At 39.2% G+C, this 19,134-nt stretch carries 14 protein-coding genes, 3 pseudogenes and 2 riboswitches; of the genes and pseudogenes, 5 read left to right on the top strand and 12 right to left on the bottom strand.

Annotated features, from left to right (window positions below; genetic code table 11):
• Positions 1 to 15: 15 nt before the first annotated feature.
• The 4 genes from SFC47_RS10655 to SFC47_RS10640 form a co-directional block, all read right to left on the bottom strand.
• Positions 16 to 2,430 (bottom strand): heavy metal translocating P-type ATPase, encoded by a 2,415-nt coding sequence (locus tag SFC47_RS10655; RefSeq protein WP_411254254.1) that lies wholly within the window; start codon positions 2,428 to 2,430, stop codon positions 16 to 18.
• An 83-nt stretch (positions 2,431 to 2,513) separates the two neighbouring features.
• Positions 2,514 to 2,720: a copper chaperone CopZ gene (gene copZ / locus SFC47_RS10650; RefSeq protein WP_307194491.1), complete on the bottom strand. Its 207-nt coding sequence runs from the start codon at positions 2,718 to 2,720 to the stop codon at positions 2,514 to 2,516.
• 170 nt (positions 2,721 to 2,890) lie between these two features.
• A complete protein-coding gene (locus SFC47_RS10645; RefSeq protein WP_411254253.1) occupies positions 2,891 to 3,625 on the bottom strand; it encodes an urease accessory protein UreH domain-containing protein in 735 nt (244 codons plus the stop codon).
• Positions 3,626 to 3,782: 157 nt separating this feature from the next.
• Positions 3,783 to 4,586, bottom strand: a complete 804-nt coding sequence (locus SFC47_RS10640; protein ID WP_411254252.1) for a hypothetical protein — start codon at positions 4,584 to 4,586, stop codon at positions 3,783 to 3,785.
• A gap of 282 nt (positions 4,587 to 4,868) precedes the next feature.
• On the opposite strand from SFC47_RS10640, the gene SFC47_RS10635 reads away from it, so the two are divergent.
• Positions 4,869 to 6,041, top strand: coding sequence for a chromate transporter (locus SFC47_RS10635; protein WP_411254251.1), 1,173 nt, complete (start codon positions 4,869 to 4,871; stop codon positions 6,039 to 6,041).
• 50 nt (positions 6,042 to 6,091) lie between these two features.
• Here SFC47_RS10635 and SFC47_RS10630 read toward each other — a convergent pair.
• The 3 pseudogenes from SFC47_RS10630 to SFC47_RS10620 all read right to left on the bottom strand — a co-directional run.
• Positions 6,092 to 7,201: pseudogene (locus SFC47_RS10630) on the bottom strand (vitamin B12-dependent ribonucleotide reductase); the annotation flags it as partial.
• Positions 7,202 to 7,377: 176 nt separating this feature from the next.
• Positions 7,378 to 7,998, bottom strand: a pseudogene (locus SFC47_RS10625) (vitamin B12-dependent ribonucleotide reductase); the annotation flags it as partial.
• Between the two features lie 706 nt (positions 7,999 to 8,704).
• Positions 8,705 to 9,493: pseudogene (locus SFC47_RS10620) on the bottom strand (ribonucleotide reductase N-terminal alpha domain-containing protein); the annotation flags it as partial.
• 379 nt (positions 9,494 to 9,872) lie between these two features.
• On the opposite strand from SFC47_RS10620, the gene SFC47_RS10615 reads away from it, so the two are divergent.
• A complete protein-coding gene (locus SFC47_RS10615) occupies positions 9,873 to 10,352 on the top strand; it encodes an SRPBCC family protein (protein ID WP_411254250.1) in 480 nt (159 codons plus the stop codon).
• Positions 10,353 to 10,395: 43 nt separating this feature from the next.
• On the opposite strand, the gene SFC47_RS10610 is transcribed toward SFC47_RS10615, so the two are convergent.
• Positions 10,396 to 11,232, bottom strand: a complete 837-nt coding sequence (locus SFC47_RS10610) for a lipoate--protein ligase family protein (RefSeq protein ID WP_411254249.1) — start codon at positions 11,230 to 11,232, stop codon at positions 10,396 to 10,398.
• 182 nt (positions 11,233 to 11,414) lie between these two features.
• Between SFC47_RS10610 and SFC47_RS10605 the strand changes: the two genes are divergently transcribed.
• Positions 11,415 to 11,798 (top strand): rhodanese-like domain-containing protein, encoded by a 384-nt coding sequence (locus SFC47_RS10605; RefSeq protein WP_411254248.1) that lies wholly within the window; start codon positions 11,415 to 11,417, stop codon positions 11,796 to 11,798.
• Between the two features lie 218 nt (positions 11,799 to 12,016).
• On the opposite strand, the gene gcvPB is transcribed toward SFC47_RS10605, so the two are convergent.
• The 3 genes from gcvPB to gcvT are packed head-to-tail and all read right to left on the bottom strand — an operon-like array spanning position 12,017 to position 15,941.
• Positions 12,017 to 13,477, bottom strand: a complete 1,461-nt coding sequence (gene gcvPB, locus SFC47_RS10600) for an aminomethyl-transferring glycine dehydrogenase subunit GcvPB (RefSeq protein WP_411254247.1) — start codon at positions 13,475 to 13,477, stop codon at positions 12,017 to 12,019.
• A complete protein-coding gene (gene gcvPA, locus SFC47_RS10595; protein ID WP_411254246.1) occupies positions 13,470 to 14,816 on the bottom strand; it encodes an aminomethyl-transferring glycine dehydrogenase subunit GcvPA in 1,347 nt (448 codons plus the stop codon). Before gcvPA ends, gcvPB begins: the two co-directional genes overlap by 8 nt.
• Positions 14,817 to 14,837: 21 nt before the next feature.
• Positions 14,838 to 15,941: a glycine cleavage system aminomethyltransferase GcvT gene (gcvT, locus tag SFC47_RS10590; RefSeq protein ID WP_411254245.1), complete on the bottom strand. Its 1,104-nt coding sequence runs from the start codon at positions 15,939 to 15,941 to the stop codon at positions 14,838 to 14,840.
• A 114-nt stretch (positions 15,942 to 16,055) separates the two neighbouring features.
• Positions 16,056 to 16,135, bottom strand: a riboswitch (glycine riboswitch).
• Positions 16,136 to 16,138: 3 nt separating this feature from the next.
• Positions 16,139 to 16,227: riboswitch (glycine riboswitch) on the bottom strand.
• 156 nt (positions 16,228 to 16,383) lie between these two features.
• Between gcvT and SFC47_RS10585 the strand changes: the two genes are divergently transcribed.
• Positions 16,384 to 18,072 (top strand): DEAD/DEAH box helicase, encoded by a 1,689-nt coding sequence (locus SFC47_RS10585; protein ID WP_411254244.1) that lies wholly within the window; start codon positions 16,384 to 16,386, stop codon positions 18,070 to 18,072.
• Positions 18,050 to 18,841 carry a YqhG family protein gene (locus tag SFC47_RS10580; RefSeq protein ID WP_411254243.1) on the top strand — a complete coding sequence of 264 codons (792 nt, stop codon included), beginning with the start codon at positions 18,050 to 18,052 and terminating at the stop codon, positions 18,839 to 18,841. The genes SFC47_RS10585 and SFC47_RS10580 overlap by 23 nt, the downstream gene beginning before the upstream one ends.
• 76 nt (positions 18,842 to 18,917) lie before the next feature.
• Here the strand turns inward: SFC47_RS10580 and SFC47_RS10575 are convergent, their stop codons facing one another.
• Complete coding sequence (locus SFC47_RS10575; protein WP_179157113.1) at positions 18,918 to 19,103, bottom strand: YqzE family protein; 186 nt, start codon at positions 19,101 to 19,103, stop codon at positions 18,918 to 18,920.
• Positions 19,104 to 19,134 lie beyond the last annotated feature (31 nt).

The raw sequence follows: 19,134 nt of genomic DNA, 5'->3' as shown, positions 1-19,134 counted from the left end.
CTTTTTGTAGTACCACTATAGTTTTACTTTTTGTAATCGTAACGCATTGAGGACAACGGAGACAGAACTGAATGCCATCGCTGCTCCTGCAAGCCAAGGAGCTAAGAAACCAAGTGCTGCAAAAGGTATTCCCAGTGTATTATAGGCGAGTGCCCAGAAAAGATTTTGCCTGATGTTTGTAATGGTCTTCTTACTCATGAAAATTGCGTCTGCAATACTATTTAAATCTCCTCTAATAAGGGTGATGTCAGCTGCTTCCATCGCCACATCTGTTCCGGTTCCAATCGCCATTCCAATATCCGCAACAGCTAATGCCGGAGCATCGTTAATGCCATCTCCAACCATGGCTACTTTTTTGCCTTGTGCTTGTAATTGTTTAATTTCAGCTGCTTTTCCCTCTGGAAGAACTTCTGCAATCACGTTTTCAATTCCAGCTTGTTTCGCAATAGCTAAGGCGGTCTCTTGATTGTCACCCGTTATCATAACGACCTCAAGTCCCATTTCCTTCAGCCGGTTGATTGCACTTTTTGATGTTTCTTTAATCGTATCAGCAACAGCTACAGTCCCTGCATATTGTCCGTTTATCGCGGCAAGCATCGCCGTCTTGCCTGCCTTCTCTAGTTCATTCATTTTTTCAAAAGCAGAAGCTGCGTCTACGTTGTACTTTTTCATTAGTTTTCTAGTACCAATTAATAATTCTTTCCCATCAACTATAGCTTTGATTCCGTAACCAGGGATAGCTTCAAATTCACTAACATCTTTAAAGTGAATACCTTTTTCTTTTATCCCCTGAACGATCGCTTGCGCTAATGGGTGCTCCGATTGCTTTTCAGCAGAGCCAATGAAGGATAGTAATTCTTCCTCTACTAGCATTTCGGTTGTGATTACGTCCGTTAAAATAGGTTTACCATTCGTTACTGTCCCGGTTTTATCCAATACAACTGTGTTAATACGATGGGTCATTTCTAGATGTTCTCCACCTTTAAACAGTATTCCATATTCTGCAGACCGGCCTGAACCAGCCATAATGGATGTTGGAGTGGCCAATCCTAGAGCACACGGACAGGCAATTACAAGGACGGCTATCATTTTTTCTAAGCTTTCCGCAAAGTCTCCGGGAGCTGCCCAAACAAACCAAATTATAAATGTAAGTAAAGCAATCCCAACGACAATAGGTACAAATACCCCAGATATTTTATCTGCAAGCCGCTGAATCGGCGCCTTCGAACCTTGTGCTTCTTCTACCACTTTAATAATTTGCGCTAAGGCAGTATCTTTTCCGACCTTTTTCGCTTCCACTTTCAAAAAGCCGTTTTTATTTATCGTAGCACCAATGACTTCATCACCAATTGACTTATCAACTGGAACACTTTCACCTGTAAGCATAGATTCATCAATAGCTGAATTTCCTTCAATGATTATTCCGTCAACAGGAATTTTTTCTCCTGGCTTTATGAGTAAAAGATCCCCTGCTGCCACCTCTTCAAGAGGGATTACATGCTCTTGGCCATCTCTTTCAACAGTCGCCGTTTTAGCTTGTAGTCCCATTAATTTCTTAATCGCCTCTGAGGAGCGTCCTTTAGCTTTTGCCTCAAAAAGCTTACCTAAAATAATTAAAGTAATTAATATTGAACTTGTTTCATAATAAAGCTCAACTCCATGTGCTTCTTCCATAAGAGACATAATCGATAAATACAGACTGTAAAAATAAGCTGCAGAAGTCCCGAGGGCAACCAGTACATCCATATTAGCGCTTTTGTTTTTGAGTGCTTTATAGGCTCCAATGTAGAACTGGGAACCAATTATAAACTGAACAGGTGTTGCCAAGGCTAGTTGAACCCATGGGTTCATAAAAGCTTCAGGAACCCAAATAAAAGACGTAAATGAGAAATGTCCAACCATTGCCCATAATAACGGCAGGGAAAGAATAGCTGAAAAAATAAACTTGCCGTTTTGCTTTTTTATTTCCTTTTGACGGTGGTCACTTGTTTCTTTATCAGCTGCCTTAACTCGAGCCCCGTAACCAAGCTTTTCAACCTTTTTTATGATGTCACCTGGTGTTAAAACAGACCCATTATATTCCACACTTGCTTTTTCAAGTGCTAAATTTACATTTGCTTTACTAACACCTTCTAGTTTATTTAAGCCTTTTTCTATTCGGGTTGAGCAAGCAGCACAAGTCATTCCGGTAATATCAAACTCGACTTTTTCAGTAACCACGTCATAACCTAGGTCTCTAATCTTCTTTTCAATATCTTCGACCTTTAGTTTTTCTGGATCGTATTTAACAGCTGATTTTTCTAACGCTAGATTTACGGTTGCTGTTTCTACACCTTCTAATTTATTTAAGCCCTTTTCTATCCTTAAGGCACAAGCAGCACAGGTCATTCCGGAAATTTGCAAATTGGTTTCTTTTAAAACTTGAGACATAAAAGTCACCCCTTTATACCCCGTGTGGGTATATTTTATTTTAAAAAGAACGTGCTATTCACTAGCACGTATCTTTTCATATTTTACTCTACGTCATATCCTTGATCATCAATTGTCTCTTTGATTTTATCTAATGATACTTCTTGGTTATTATATTCCACATCAACTGTATTAGCTTTTAAGTTAACTTTTACAGAGCTTACTCCGTTTAGTTCACCAACACTGCCTTCAACTGCTTTTACACAATGGTCGCAAGACATTCCTTGTACGTTTAACGTAACTTTTTCCATTATTTATACACCCTTTCGTAATTTACACTTATTTAACCTTGTTAAGGAGGTTATTCCATATTTATATTTAACCATACCCCCCTACCCTATGTAAAGTGTTTTTTAATCATTTCTCTTATTATTTTCCAACTTTCACATTTTGTTCGTATGACTATATTTTTATCCAAAATTTACAGTGACCAATAGGTAAAGGAGTCAAATATACCTAACAAGATCATCAATATTCCTGATATTCTTTGTATGGAAGTACCAACCTTTCGTCCCTTTCTCATCAATACTCCGCCCCCGCCTAAGTACCATATAATCAGAATAAAAAGGATTAGCGGCAATGCAGTGCCTAGGGCAAATATAGAAGGAAGAATAAACCCATATGTGCTGGACAATACAATCGGCATTAAGGTAACAAAGAATAGAATAAACATGGTTGGACAAAACGCCAGTGAAAAACTGAACCCTAACATAAAGGAACCGAATGGTGTTTCACTTTTGTACACTTTAGACCCTTTAAAAAAATTGATTGTCCCTGTTAGTTTTATTAATCCAAGCATATATATCCCAACAATGATTAATAATGGTCCCATAATTTTGCGAATCCATGGAAAATACGATATTAGAGTATCTTGAATTTCTCTTCCTAAAATCCATACAAGACACCCTAATAAAGAGAAAGCAGCTACTTTACCTAGAGTGAAAAAGATAACATCCTTCCACACAATTTTTTGTTGGAAGGACCTGTTGCCGTAAAGTGTTAATGCGCTGATATTACCAGTCAATTGACAGGGTGCAAGAGCCCCCACTACCCCCAAGAGTAAAGCAAATACAATTGGCCAAGATTCTAAGCTATTGGCTATAATAAAGAACGGTTTACTGACAAATGAACTAAATTGACTCATGAGATTGTACATGGAATCACCTTTTTTAAAAGGAATGTTTACTAAGTTAATACTATAATAATAGTACCCACATAAAATGAAGAACGGATGAAGAGTTTTCGACAATTATGGGACAGTTCAAATAGGCAAAACGCATCGGAAATTTTATTACCGATGCGTTTTGCTTTGATTATTTAATTTCTACAACGTACGGATATACAAATACTTCACCGTTAAACTTAAACTCTGCCCATATCTTGTAAATCCCTGGTTCTGAGAATTTTGTAGCAAACACAGGCTCATTCCCGGCTAGAGGATGTACATGAATGTAATTTTTCCCTTTTTGATCAAGTATTACGACGTGTCCTAATGCTCCTAGATAAGGTTCTGGAGTATTTCCAGTCAGGTCAAATGTCAGTTGGATTTCCTCATTTACTTTTAATGAACTAGGAATCAGTTTAACTGTATGACCGCCTGCTTCCTTTGTTAATTCACTATCTACGATTAAAGAGTTTTCATTATGAACTTCACCTGTCATGAAAGGAATAGGTGCTGTCTCATATTCCTTGCCTATTGGTTTAATATCAACAAATGCTTTATACTCTCCTACTGGTAATGAATGGGAAATTTTGAAGACTCCCGGCTCAACCATTTGAGGGTGTAAATGCTTATATCCTTTTAGATCTGTACTGACAACAATTAAATGCATCAGCTTTTCGTGATTTACTTCTAAATCTGATACAGGGTTTCCATCTAAATCATTCAAAGTAATAATCAATTCCCCATTATGAACTTTTAGACTCGGAATCACCTCACTATCACCGTTATGGTTTACATTGTTTTCTTCATGCCCCTGTTCATGGGACTTTGCCCCATTATCGTTTACTGGCATGTTCTCATCATGAGATTCTGTTCCGTAACTTGAGGCATAAACATAATATCCTCCTACAATAATAAGAAGATAAACTAGTGCTGAGACTGCCCATTTTTTCATACCAAATCACTCCTCTATACCTATATAGGGTATATATTTTGGAAAAATATAGCGTGCTAATTTATAGCACGTTTGTCGACAAACCATAATTTTTGTTTAGGCAAACTAATATGGAAATGTTGTTAATATTATCTGTTGAAAAGATTATATTATACCCCGGTATAGTATGTAAAGAGGGGGATTTACATTTTTTTAACATTTTAAAGCAGTGTTTTTTGATGATTATTTCGATACATACAGATAAACTTATCTGTATATACCAGTAACTACAAAGGGGGATTTATGAAACAAAGCAAACTGTCTGTTTTATTTGAAATCTTAATGGTTTCAGCAAAACTTGGATTCACTTCATTTGGCGGTCCTATAGCACATTTAGGATATTTTCATGATGAGTATGTTCGCAGAAGGAAATGGCTGGATGAACAAGCATACGCCAATCTTGTAGCACTATGTCAGTTTCTGCCCGGTCCTGCCAGCAGTCAAGTTGGAATTGGAATAGGTGTAATGAGAGGCGGTTTGTTAGGAGGTATTTTAGCATTTGTTGGTTTTACTATACCTTCAGTGGTTATGTTGATTGTATTTGCCCTCATTCTTAACGGGTTGGATTTTGGAGAAGCAGGCTGGATTCACGGGTTAAAAATTGTAGCAGTAGCTGTTGTTGCTCATGCCATATGGGGAATGGGACAAAAATTAACTCCTGACACCACTCGAAAAACAGTTGCATTGCTAGCTTTGGTTTGTACTCTTATATGGCAAACAGCCTATTCACAGGTACTCGTAATCCTTACTGCAGCAATTGCAGGGTTTATTATCTATAAAGAACAGAAGGAAGACTCTTCCTCTAATATTGAGTTTCCAATCTCTCGAATACTTGCATTTGTTTGTTTAGGAATATTTTTCGGATTATTGATTTTTCTGCCTATCTTAAGGGATTTGACTGCATCTAGCTGGGTGGCTATGTTTGATAGCTTTTACCGATCTGGTTCGCTGGTCTTTGGTGGCGGGCATGTGGTTTTACCTTTATTGGAACGCGAATTTGTTCCGAGTGGCTGGCTCAGCGAGGAAGAGTTCCTAGCAGGATATGGTGCAGCCCAAGCGGTACCTGGACCGTTGTTCACCTTTGCCGCCTATATAGGTGCGGTGGTGAATGGATGGGCTGGAGGAATGCTGGCAACCTTTGCGATCTTTCTCCCAGCGTTTTTATTGGTATTAGGTTCTTTGCCTTTTTGGGTAAGTTTAAGCCGTAATCCAAAGATAAAAGGTGCATTGTTGGGTGTAAATGCAGCAGTAGTAGGTATTTTAATTTCAGCCTTTTATACGCCAATTTGGACTAGTTCCATTCTCAGTCCAATGGATTTTGCTTTTGCGGCACTATTGTTTAGCCTGCTTGCCTTTTGGAAGCTTCCGCCTTGGGTGATAGTTGTTACAGGGATTATTGGAGGTATTTTTCTTTAATTAGTATGACAAAACGAGGACACCCATAAGGGGTATCCTCGTTTTATTTTTTATAAACCACACTTAAGCTGTGTTCCGCAGTTTGAACATGTATTACAGCCGCCAATTTCTTTTACTTTACCTTTACGGCAGACTGGACATGTATTGCCTACTTCCGAACCAATCGTTACATCTGTTGAACGTAGGTCACTTATGGTATCAACAAGAACTACATGTTGTTTCACTTTTTCTTTGAATGTTGGAACTTCGTTCTCTTCTGCCTTTAGTGTAAGAACCTGTGAGTCACGTGAACCATCCACATAAACAGTTCCACCCTTGGCTCCGCCCTTGTATAGACGTTCGTACACTTTTTCAACTTGTTCAACACTGTAACCTTGCGGGGCATTTACAGTTTTACTAATAGAGCTGTCAATCCAGCGCTGAATGACGCATTGAACATCAGCATGTGCTTCAGGTGCAAGTTCCATCGCTGAAACAAACCAATTTGGAAGATTTTCCGCATCCGCTTTTGGGTGCTTATCTAGGTATTCTTGAACAATATCAGCTTTCACTTCGATAAACTTCCCTAAACGGCCGCTTCGGAAATAAGAGAATGAGAAATAAGGTTCTAGGCCTGTGGAAACCCCGACCATGGTCCCTGTGGATCCCGTCGGAGCAACAGTTAACAAATGTGAGTTTCTTATCCCATTTTCTAATATAGACTGGCGAACATTTTCAGGCATCTTTTTCATATATCCTGTATCGATAAATGCTTGTCGCAAACGGTTTGTTTCTTCGCGTGTTTCACCATTCAAGAATGGAAAACTTCCCTTTTCTTTCGCTAATTCTACTGATGTTTCATAAGCAGTAGTTGCTATTACTTCAAATACTTGATCAACAAGTTTATTACCTTCTTCTGAGCCGTACACAGTTTCACAATAGATAAGCATATCATGAAGCCCCATTACTCCAAGGCCAACACGACGCTCTCCTAGCGCTTGCTTCTTATTTTCCTCAAGGAAATATGGTGTAGCATTGATAACGTTGTCCTGCATTCTAACACCGACTGCTACGGTTTTCTTTAACTTCTCAAAATCTACTGTTTTAGTTTCCTTGTCTGCCATTTCTGCAAGGTTTACAGCTGCAAGGTTACATACTGAAAATGGTGCGAGAGGCTGCTCCAATTCTCGCTCTCTTATTTCTAAGAGGATTGGACTATCGCTTACAGTATCGAAATACTGGCTCAACCGCTTTAGTCTCTCACGGTCCCTATTGGGTTCCGCCCTGTTGCCTTCACCATTACGTGGTCAGGTTCCAAGTCAATTAGGTCGAGTTTTTAACGTGAGGCAAGCACTTTACCACACGGATTTGTTGCAACAACTTGCTGACCATATGCTTTTGCATTTGTCATGTCGTTAGCATTATCGATGAAAAATATTCCTGGCTCCGCAGAGTAGGTTGCGCAAATGTTAATGAGATTCCAAAGTTCTTTAGCCTTGATCTTCTTATAAACCCGCACTTTGTGACCGAGTCTCTCCCATTCGCGTACGTCTCCAACATTATGCCATTCTTCATTGTAAATCTTCATTTCCTCTTTACTATAGTGTTCAACATATGGGAAACGTAGCTCGTAATCACTATCATTCTCAACAGCTTCCATGAATTCTTTCGTCAAACAAATAGAGATATTCGCACCCGTTAAGAATTCTGAATTATGAACGGTATAGTTCCCGCCAGTTTGCAGCTTCTCTTCAGCCTCAGCAATGACATCCTCACCGAAACCACCTAGCCCTGGAATGTGTTTGTAATTGACGATTCCCTGGTACATTGCCTTCTCTTGGACAGTTAATGGTGTAAATTTAAGTTTATCCTTTGCATGTTTCTTGATCGTTTCATCGTTTGTATTTTCTATTAAGAAGCGTAAAATTCTTGGATTTTGCATTTTTGAAATAATAAATTCAATAACGTCAGGATGCCACGTATAATACCGTCCTTTTCAGGATATTACTCTGCCAAAATTCAGGCAGACGGACTAGACTATATCATCACCCTCAGCTAAAACTGTTAGGGGCCGGGCGCTTATGAGAGTTTATTGTTGGGACTCACTCTCTAGTCGTTGAACCTTCGCCATAACCTTTGCCCTATGACGCTTGGCTGCAGATTGTCCAATACTTGCAATTTTTAAAGCATTCACGCTCACCATTTCCAGTCACGTTGTAGCTTGCAAGTCTCTAAGGATTTTCCTGCAATTCACCCGATTTTCTAGTCATTCATTTTCTGAATGACGCGGACTAGTGCACCTTCAATTAATCCGCCAACATAATCATTTGTGCTCCACGCTTTTTTGTTACACTCAAATTGCTTGAGTGGCTAGGTCATTTCTGCCTAGCTCTCATGCTTTCACATGAGATCAGAACTATATCATCAAGGAAAATACCCTTGTCTCGCGCCCCGAACATCCGTCTCCGGAAACCCGGTTTACTCTTTCCATAGTTAACCCTTAGGAAATTTCAATAGTCGTTGAACGTTCATCTTCGTTTCCAAAGACGCTTCGCTGCTGATTGCCCAATCCTTATCATTTTCAGACCTTCACGCTCACCGTTGCCAGTCACGTTGTGGTTGATATGGCTCTAAGGGTGTTCCAGCAATTCACGAGATTTTAATCCCGCCGTTGGAGTTAGTTAACGGGATCCACCTTGTTCTACGAGATGTGTCAATTTCGCAATATCATCTAACCACGATACCGAACCAGATGATTTACCATTTACGCCTCTTGCCAAGGTGTTTCTAGGGCGTAATGTTGATCCATTCGTTCCAACACCGCCGCCTCGGCTCATGATTTCCATTACCTGTTTACGGTGATCTGAGATCCCTTCACGAGAATCCGGAACAAACGGCATTACATAGCAGTTAAAAAATGTTACGTCTGTTTCTGCTCCTGCTCCATAAAGAACCCGGCCTGCTGGAATGAAATTCATCGAAACAAGCTCATTGTAAAACTTCTCAAACCACTCAATTCGCTTCTCTTCCGTTTCCTCAACAGATGCAAGCCCAGTTGCATTTCGCTTAGCAATTTGTTCATAAAACAGTTCCAATGGCTTTTCAATTACATCTAAAGATCGCCAAATCGCTCCTGTTTCACTTTCTACTGGGTCATCTAGAACACCTCTAAATTCCTCTTCCACTAGTACCTTTGCTTTTTTACTCTCCCAATCAATCTCCATGATGTATCCAAGACCGCGTGCTGGGAATTTTGGATCTTCTTTTATCGTGAGAACAACAAAGTCGCCATTCGTTAGGGTGATTTTTGCAGTGTCTTTGAAGGTGTACCGGTCCAACATGACCAATCGTGAAACACCCTTATGAGTTATTTTCATATCTGGGGTAACCGGGTGCACTTGGGGGAATAAGTGGATATCCTCATTCAACCTTTCAAAATCAATATTCATTTCTTGTCTAAAAACTACAGACATGAGAACAACTCCTTCAAAAATTCTATATCTTGTATGTGATTCTAGTAAGTTATGCTATATCTAGCTGACTTGATATAAATAAGTTACCATAGGTAGATACAACAAATCAATATATAGTACCGAAAATATTTTCGACACCACTACATATTGTGTTGGAGGCAAAAAATATAAACTTTGTCAAACTCAAAATCAACTATAAACAAGAGAATTGACTAGATATCTTTTAATTTTCGGCATAAAACAGGAAAATTTAACAAATTTCGCAGGTTGCGATTTCTATATGCAGAAAAATTCCTGTTAATAAAGGAGAAAGTACGATTATCAAGAATATTAAAAAAGGTATACTTAATAAATATGACATGAAAAGGAGGAAAAATAGATGATAGCACATATTGAGAAAGTTGAAAACCGCTATACTGCCACATATGAACGCCATCTTAAACATCCTGTTGAGGAGGTATGGTCTTATTTAACCGATAATGAGAAACTGCCTCAATGGTTTTCTGAGCTTCGAGTAGACGAGCTTCGTAAAGGCGGGGTAATAAAGTTTGACATGGGGGATGGTACCTTTGATGAGCTTACTATCCTAGATTTAAACTTAAATGCTGTTTTGGAATTCTCCTGGTGGAAAGATACAGTCAGGTTCGAATTGTCAGAGGAATCTGGGGGCTGTTTACTAAAGTTAATTGAAAAAATACATACAATAACAGACCATACTCCAAGAGACCTTGCAGGCTGGCATGTCTGCATAGATGTCATTGAAGCCTTACTAGATGGTGGGACTATCGAACGCAAAGAGGAATGGAAAATCTGGTATGAAAAGTATGTGAAGGAAATAGAAAAAGTTACAAAACAATAATACAAATTCAGGCGAACCCAATAACTGAGTTCGCCTGGTTGTTTTATCTTTTGAAATTCCACTCATCATTTTCATATCGTTCTTTAGCAATTTTATGCACATAAGCAAGTTCTTCTTCTGTTAATTGATAGGATTCAAGTTCGATATTGAGCCCTTCTCCAAATCCTTTATAAAAGGCTTCTTTCGCTTCCTCCAATGAAATTCTTCTAGAACTGATTTCATTTATAGCAACTGCTTTGTTTTTGAAAGCAGATTTCATGCGTTCCTTTACCCGCTCATTTGGATATTTAAATAAACTGAACAGCTTATCCTCATCTAAATCTAATAGTATCGAACCATGTTGGAGGATGACTCCCTTTTGCCGTGTCTGTGCACTTCCTGCGACCTTACGCCCTTCAACCACAAGTTCATACCAGCTTGGTGCATCAAAACATACTGCTGAGCGCGGATCCCTCAAAGCACTCCGCTCTTCGTCTGTTTTTGGAACAGCAAAATATGCTTCTAATCCAAGTTTGTGGAATCCTTTTAAAATACCTTCAGATATAACTCGATAAGCCTCTGTTACCGTTTTGGGCATTTCTGGATGATCCTCTGAAACAATGACACTGTATGTAAGCTCATGCTCATGCAGAACCCCGCGGCCGCCTGTTGGCCTTCTTACAAAACCTAACCCATGGGTTTTTACTGCCTCTAAGTCAATCTCCTTTTCAACCTTTTGAAAATATCCGATCGATAGAGTTGCAGGCTCCCAGCCATAGAACCTAATAACAGGCGGAATCTTCCCCTCACTATGCCAATCAAGTAAGGCCTCATCCAAGGCCATGTTAAATGATGGTGAACAATTCCCGGAATCAATAAAACGCCATACCTCTTTATCCATATAAAAACCTCATCTTTATGTAGTTTACTCATGGTTTAGTCTACCAAAATCTGAAATGAATTCAAAACGAGATGTTTTGGTATAATGAAGTAGAAAAATTTTGTCGTTTATTCTTTATCTTTGGACGTTTGACTTATATAATAAAACATAGTGTACCAAAGCTTGAAAGGAGCAAAAAGAAATTGAATTCACTCATACCTCTATTGGTCATCATTGTAGCTGTTATAGCTTATTCCGTTTTCACCTATTTTTATCAAAAAAGGATTGTTAAAACGGTAACGGAAGAGGAATTTCGTGCCGGATATAGAAAGGCACAGTTAATCGATGTTCGTGAACCAAACGAGTTCGAAGGCGGTCATATTTTAGGAGCTCGAAATATTCCAATGTCGCAAATCAGAACGCGTTTGAAGGAACTTCGTCCAGATCTGCCTGTATACTTGTATGACCAAAATGGTCTGCGCAGTGCACGAGCAGCACAATTTTTATACCGTAAAGGGTACAAAGATCTTACCCAGCTTCAAGGCGGATTTAAAAAGTGGTCCGGTAAAGTAAAAACAAAAAAATAAGCCAATGAAGACTTCCTTTATACGGAAGTCTTCTTTTTTTTAATACTAAAAAACAACCTAATGATTGTTACCTTTCTTTATACTTGTCTCAGAATTAGGGAACAATCATTCCAGAATTGTTCCCATATTTCCTTTCTCCACTATTTTCGGGCACAATCACATGAAAACGTAGAAAGGGTCGGATTCAGCTGTATCTGAATCCGACCCTTATTCTAAAATTAAGCCTTTTGGTATTTTAAAATTGGTTTACGAGCGGCTGTTGCTTCGTCCATTCGTCCAACCACAGTAGTATGCGGTGCTTCTTGGACGATTTCTGGATTTTCTTCTGCCTCTTTTGCAATTTGAATCATGATATCGACGAAAGAATCTAGTGTTTCTTTGGATTCTGTTTCAGTTGGCTCAATCATAATACATTCCTCAACATTTAATGGGAAGTAGATGGTTGGCGGATGGTAGCCAAAATCAAGCAGTCGTTTTGCAATATCCAAAGTCCGAACACCTAATTTTTTCTGGCGTCTTCCACTTAATACAAATTCATGTTTGCAATGCTTTTCAAATGGAAGATCATAATATTCAGCAAGTCTTCTCATCATGTAGTTCGCATTTAATACGGCATATTCTGTTACCGCCTTTAATCCGTCAGGCCCCATAGAACGAATATAGGTATAAGCACGAACATTGATTCCAAAGTTTCCGTAGAAAGGCTTTACACGACCAATAGATTGCGGACGGTCATAATCAAACACATATTCGTCACCGCGTTTTGCAATGACAGGCTTTGGTAAAAACGGAATAAGCTCTGCTTTCACACCTACAGGACCGGAACCAGGACCCCCGCCGCCATGTGGACCAGTAAATGTTTTATGAAGATTCAAGTGAACAACATCAAATCCCATATCCCCTGGTCTCGCTTTTGATAGTACCGCATTTAAGTTAGCGCCGTCATAATAAAGTTTACCGCCGGCAGCGTGAACAATCTCAGCCATTTCTACAATATTTTCCTCAAATAGTCCAAGGGTATTCGGATTGGTTAACATTAAGGCAGCTGTATCTTCTCCAACCACTCTTCTTAAGTCATCAAGGTCAACTAGACCCTTTTCATTTGATTTAACTGTGATTGTCTCAAGACCCGCAACTGTAGCTGACGCTGGGTTTGTTCCATGTGCAGAATCGGGAACGATTACCTTTGTTCGCTTCAGATCTCCGTTTGCTTCATGGAAAGCACGAATCATCATTAATCCAGTCCATTCACCATGTGCACCTGCCGCTGGCTGTAAAGTCACTTCGTCCATTCCTGTAATTTCAATTAAATGCTGCTGCAGGTCATATAATAGCTCAAGAGCACCTTGGACTGAGCTCTCATCCTGAAGAGGATGAACATGTGCAAATCCATTGAAACGAGCAACATTTTCATTAATTTTCGGGTTATATTTCATAGTACAGGAGCCTAAAGGATAAAAACCAGAATCAACACCATGATTTCTCCGTGAAAGAGCAGTGTAATGACGCATAATATCAAGCTCAGAAACCTCAGGCAGCTCTGGCTCTTCTTCACGCAAATACCCTTCTGGGAGAAGGCTGCTTAGGTCTAGTTCAGGAATGTCCATTTCCGGGAGGCTGTATCCAATTCTGCCTGGTGTACTAAGTTCAAAAATGAGTGCCTGGTCTTGGTTATGCATGTAAATCCCCCACTTCTTTCACAAAAGTATCAATTTCTTCCTTCGTTCTTTGTTCGGTAACAGCAACAAGCATATGATTTGCGAGCTCCGGATAATCACGGCCTAAATCATATCCGCCAATTATTCCTTTTTGCAGAAGCTCTTGATTAATTTGTTTTACCGGTTTGTTTAATTTCACAACAAATTCGTTAAACGAGTAACCATCATGAATGACATCAAAACCAGCTTCTTTAAAAGCAGTTTTTGCATAGTGAGCCTTTTGCAGGTTACTAGCGGCAATTTCACGAACACCCTTTTTACCTAGTGCTGTCATCGCTACTGAGGCTGCGAGGGCATTTAATGCTTGGTTCGAACAAATATTAGATGTCGCTTTATCACGACGAATATGCTGTTCACGTGCTTGAAGAGTCAGTACAAAACCGCGGCGGCCTTGATCATCTGTTGTCTGGCCGACTAGACGGCCTGGAACTTTACGCATTAATTTAGTGGTTACAGCAAAGTATCCGCAGTGTGGTCCGCCAAAAGCTGCAGGGATACCAAACGGCTGTGCATCACCAATAACAATATCTGCTCCAAACTTCCCTGGAGGTGTTAATACGCCAAGTGACAGAGGGTTACTTGAAACAACAAACAATGATTTGTGAGCATGAATGATTTCTTCCAATTCCTTTAATGGTTCAATTCGGCCGAAGAAGTTTGGAAACTGAACGATTACAGCAGCAATCTCATCATTCGCCAATTCTTTCAGGGCTTTGACATCGGTAACACCGTTATCTACAGGAACCTCAATCACTTCCAGATACTGGCCTTTTGCATACGTTTTTAGAACTTCCTTTGATTCAGGATGAACTGCACCTGAAACTAGGATTTTTTTGCGTTTTGTATGTCCTGCACTTAGCATAGCTGCTTCAGCTAGGGCCGTTCCGCCATCATACATAGAGGAGTTCGCAACATCCATGCCTGTTAATTCACAAATCATCGTTTGGAATTCAAATATAGCTTGGAGCTCTCCTTGAGAGATTTCTGGCTGATATGGTGTATAAGCTGTATAAAATTCTGAACGTGAAATTACATGGTCAACAATAACTGGCATGTAATGGTCATAAACACCAGCTCCTAAAAAGGAAACATTTCTTTTTAAATCGGCATTACGAGAAGCCATATTAAATAGCTCTTTCATCAATGCAGTTTCTGACTTTGCTGCCTTAATGTTATATTCACCTTTAAATCTTACTTTTTCTGGGATATCGCTGAATAATTCATCAACGGAATTAACGCCAATTGTTTCAAGCATTGCCTTTTTATCTGCTTCAGTCATAGGTAAATAACGATGTTTCATAAACCTAATCTCCCCTCGTGTTTACTTTTGTCGTTTATAAAAAGGTGTCGGTACCACTTTCGCCTTTAGGCGTTTTCCGCGAATTTCCACGTCAATTTCAGAATCTAGTTCTGCATGTTCACTTTTAATAAGAGCAAGACCAATATTCTTCTTCAAGGATGGTGATTGAGTTCCAGTTGTAACCTCACCAATTAGTTCTTCACCTTTATATACTGGGTACCCATGACGCGGGATACCACGATCAATCATTTCAATACCTGCTAATTTTCTAGCTGCCCCTTTTTCTTTTTGCTGCTTAAGTACTTCTTTTCCAATAAAATCTCCTTCTTTGTTTAACTTAACAGCAAAGCCAATTCCAGCTTCTAACGGTGATATTTCAGGAGACAATTCCTGGCCATAAAGAGCTAACGTTGCTTCGAAGCGAAGTGTATCCCTAGAACCCAGTCCGCATGGAACGACGCCCTCCTCTTCTCCAGCAGTTAAAATCGTCTTCCAAAGCTCTACAGCATCTGAGGCGTCGCAATAAATTTCAAAGCCGTCTTCACCGGTATAACCAGTTCGTGAAACCAGTGTATTTTTCCCATTGATTTTTACTTCTTGCTGGAATTTAAAGAAGCCAATTTCACTTAAATTGCTGCCTGTGGCAAGCTTCTGAAGTACTTTTTCTGCAAGCGGACCTTGAAGTGCCAATTGAGCCATTTTTTCAGAAAGATTATCAAGCGAAACATCGCCTTCTAAATGATCTTCAAGCCATTTGAAGTCCTTCTCTATGTTTGATGCATTTACAACAAGTAAATAATGATTGTCTTCTATTTTATAAACAAGGAGGTCATCTACAGTGCCGCCATTTTCATAGCACATTGCATTGTATTGTGCTCCGCCATTTTTAACTTTTGAAATATCGTTTGTTAACATCTTCTGCAAATAGGTTAAGCTGTCGGTTCCTTTGACGATAATTTCCCCCATATGTGAAACATCAAATAAACCAGCCTTTGTGCGGACTGCTTCATGTTCTTCCTTAATACTTGAGAATTGAACAGGAAGCTCCCAGCCTCCAAAATCAATCGTTTTCCCGCCATATTCCTTGTAGACTTCGAATAATGGTGTGCGTTTTAATTTAGTCATCAATAATCCCCCTTTAATCAAAGATGTTTTTCATAAGTTGATACCTTTGTTAATTTCCATAAGTGCATATACATCAAAAAAGGACAGAAACCTCCCTTTTTCGAAAAAGAAGGTCTCTGTCCTTGCACCTGAAAGTTTACCTAAACGTGGCTTTCCCCTTTGGTGGCTGCCCTAAAAGTCAGCACTCTCCAGAGCTGCGTCCAACAAGAGTTCTTTTGCCTGAGAGATTCACACATTGTGCTTGCTCCTTCGGCGCTACATTAGTAGTCTCTCCCCTTGCCATCATCCGCATTATAATAATCTCATATTAGGGTCATACTAAAATATACATCTGAAAAAAATTATTTTATTACAATATTTTAAACTTTCAAAGCTATTTCCATCCTACCATTAAAGCATAATATTGAGCAATAAATTTTTCTGCAAAAGGGAGCTGAAACACATGACAGTTCAAATTGAATTTGATTCCTCTTGGCAGGATGAATTTTTACATAGGATAGAAAATGATGGTCCTTGGGGAAATTGGGAGCTTTTCAAACTGGCTGTTGGAGTTGAAAAACATCTGATTATTCCAGATTTTGAAGGCTTACAGGCACCAAGCCATCTGCCTAATTTAACCCCTCTGCCGCATCAGCTCGAAACCGCAAAGCAGGTAATTGAAAACATGAATGGAAAAGCTATTCTTGCCGATGAAGTGGGGCTTGGAAAAACAATAGAAGCCGGTCTTATTTTAAAAGAATACATGATTCGCGGACTCGTTAAGAAAGTGTTAATACTCGTCCCCGCTTCGCTCGTAACTCAATGGGCCTATGAATTAAATAGCAAGTTTTTTATTCCTGCCGTTTCACAAAAGAAAAGCTATGTATGGGAGCAATGCGATGTAGTAGTCTCCTCCATTGATACAGCTAAGCGTGACCCGCATCGTGATATCATTTATAAACAAGACTATGATTTAATCATTATTGATGAGGCACACAAACTAAAGAACAACAAGACTAAAAACTATGAGTTTGTTCAAAATCTTAAAAAGAAGTTTTGTCTGCTTCTTACTGCAACACCGATCCAAAATCGTATTGAGGAAATTTTCAATCTAGTTTCCTTATTAAAACCCGGACATTTAGGCAGTGAAACAAAGTTTTATGAAAAATACAAACGAGATACCCGCTCCTTAAATGACAATGAGCATTTAAAGGAACTGGTAAATAAGGTAATGATACGGAACCGCCGTGCCGATACAGGTATTGAGTGGACCAAAAGACATGTGGAAACGATACCGATTGAATTTACACCGGAAGAGAAAGAATTGTATGAAGCCATTACTGATTTAAAAAGTGAAGGTGATTGGGTTCAAACGAGCGCTTTCTCAGTGATGACCTTACAACGGGAAGCATGCAGCAGCAGAGAGTCCGTATTTTATACACTCAAAAATATGCTGCAAAAAAAGGAAAATCCAACAAAGGATTTTGAGGAACAAATTCAGTACCTCATTTCAAAAGTTGAGTCCGTTCAAACCAATTCCAAAGCAGAAAAGGCATTGGAGTTAATTAAAAAAATTGATGATAAGGTGATTATTTTCACCGAATACAGAGCAACCCAAATGTACCTGCAATGGTATTTAAAACAAAATGGGATCTCTTCGGTTCCTTTCCGAGGCGGTTTTAAGCGCGGCAAAAAAGACTGGATGCGAGAGCTATTTCAAAAGCATGCCCAAGTACTGATAGCGACTGAAGCTGGTGGTGAGGGAATTAACCTTCAATTCTGTAATCATATTATTAATTTCGATTTACCTTGGAATCCAATGAGACTTGAGCAAAGAATCGGAAGGATTCATCGTCTGGGCCAGGAAAAGGACGTTATGATTTATAATTTTGCCATCCAGAACACAGTGGAAGAACATATATTAAAGCTTTTATATGAAAAGATAGAGCTTTTTGAAAAAGTTATAGGTGATTTAGACGATATCTTAACCAAGTTAGACTTCGGAAGTATTGAAGATCACTTAATTGATATATTTGGACAATCCTGTTCGGAAGGTGAAATGCGGATTAAGATGGAAAACCTTACATCTATGATTGATTTAGCTAAAGATATGCAGAAGGAGGATTCACATGCAGCAGCTGGAAATTCATAACTTTCTCTTACGCTATTTTCAGGCGAATGAATGTGAGATAACCGAAAATGGTCCTGGCTACTTAACTGTTCAGTTAACTATTGAACTCGATAAAGAATTAATGAACAGACCCTTTTATTGGCACTATTTAGAAAAAACAGGCGGAATTGCTAATCCAATGAAGCTTACACTTATTACAAATCCACAAATCGCGCCAGAAAATATTAAAGGAGAAAGTATTCATTTTGGGTCACCAAGACTGCATCAAATATTTCAATCAACGAAAAAGCTTTCGAGCTACATCAGGCTTTATGAGAATCACCAAAATAACAGTCAGCAAACCCCTTTAATGCCTTGGTTGTGTATGAATGTTAAAATATCGTATCAATGCGACCGAAAACGGGATCTATTTAAATCGATTGGTTTGCAGCTCATCAACGGACAAATGGTTGAGGATTTCCATGACCGCCTGCAGCATGTTCAGCTGACACCGAAAATACCCGATTATTCCTTTACGCTTTCACCACTCGTAAAACCGAAAAGCGGTATGTCAAGGATTGAAAACTACCTAAGAGCAGTTATCGAACAGGAGGATCATACTTGGGCAGAGGATGCCAGACAGCGGTGGGATAAGGATTTACAACTGCTGCACCATTTTTATGAAGATGCAGAAGAGGAAAGTGAAAATTACGAAACGGAGAAAAAAGCTTTACAAGAACAGTATGAACCAAAAATAAACATATCGTTTATTAATGGCGGATTGTTTTATTTAACCGATAAGGCTGTTTAATCCGAAAAGCAAAAGCGCCTGGTCAAGGCGCTTTCGCTAGACAGAAAAATAAAGAAGCAGACTTCGCTCTGCTTCTTTACCTTTTTCTCCTATTTTTTACTTCGATATAAAATATATAGGGAAGGATCCCAAACCAACGGTACCAAAATGATGCCTTGGCTTGCTTTCTCTCTTCCCTTAGCCGTTTTCGTTCATCCTTCGGCTGGTCTGCATATTTAACTAGAGTTTGAGTCATATATTTTACATAATCATTTGTTTTCATGGACACACCCGCCTTTATTTCTTCCCTAAAA

Source organism: Neobacillus niacini, assembly GCF_046591715.1.
Taxonomy (GTDB): domain Bacteria; phylum Bacillota; class Bacilli; order Bacillales; family Cytobacillaceae; genus Neobacillus; species Neobacillus niacini_L.
The sequence above is the reverse complement of the archived record's forward strand: the minus strand, read 5'-3'. Positions and strand labels throughout refer to the sequence as shown.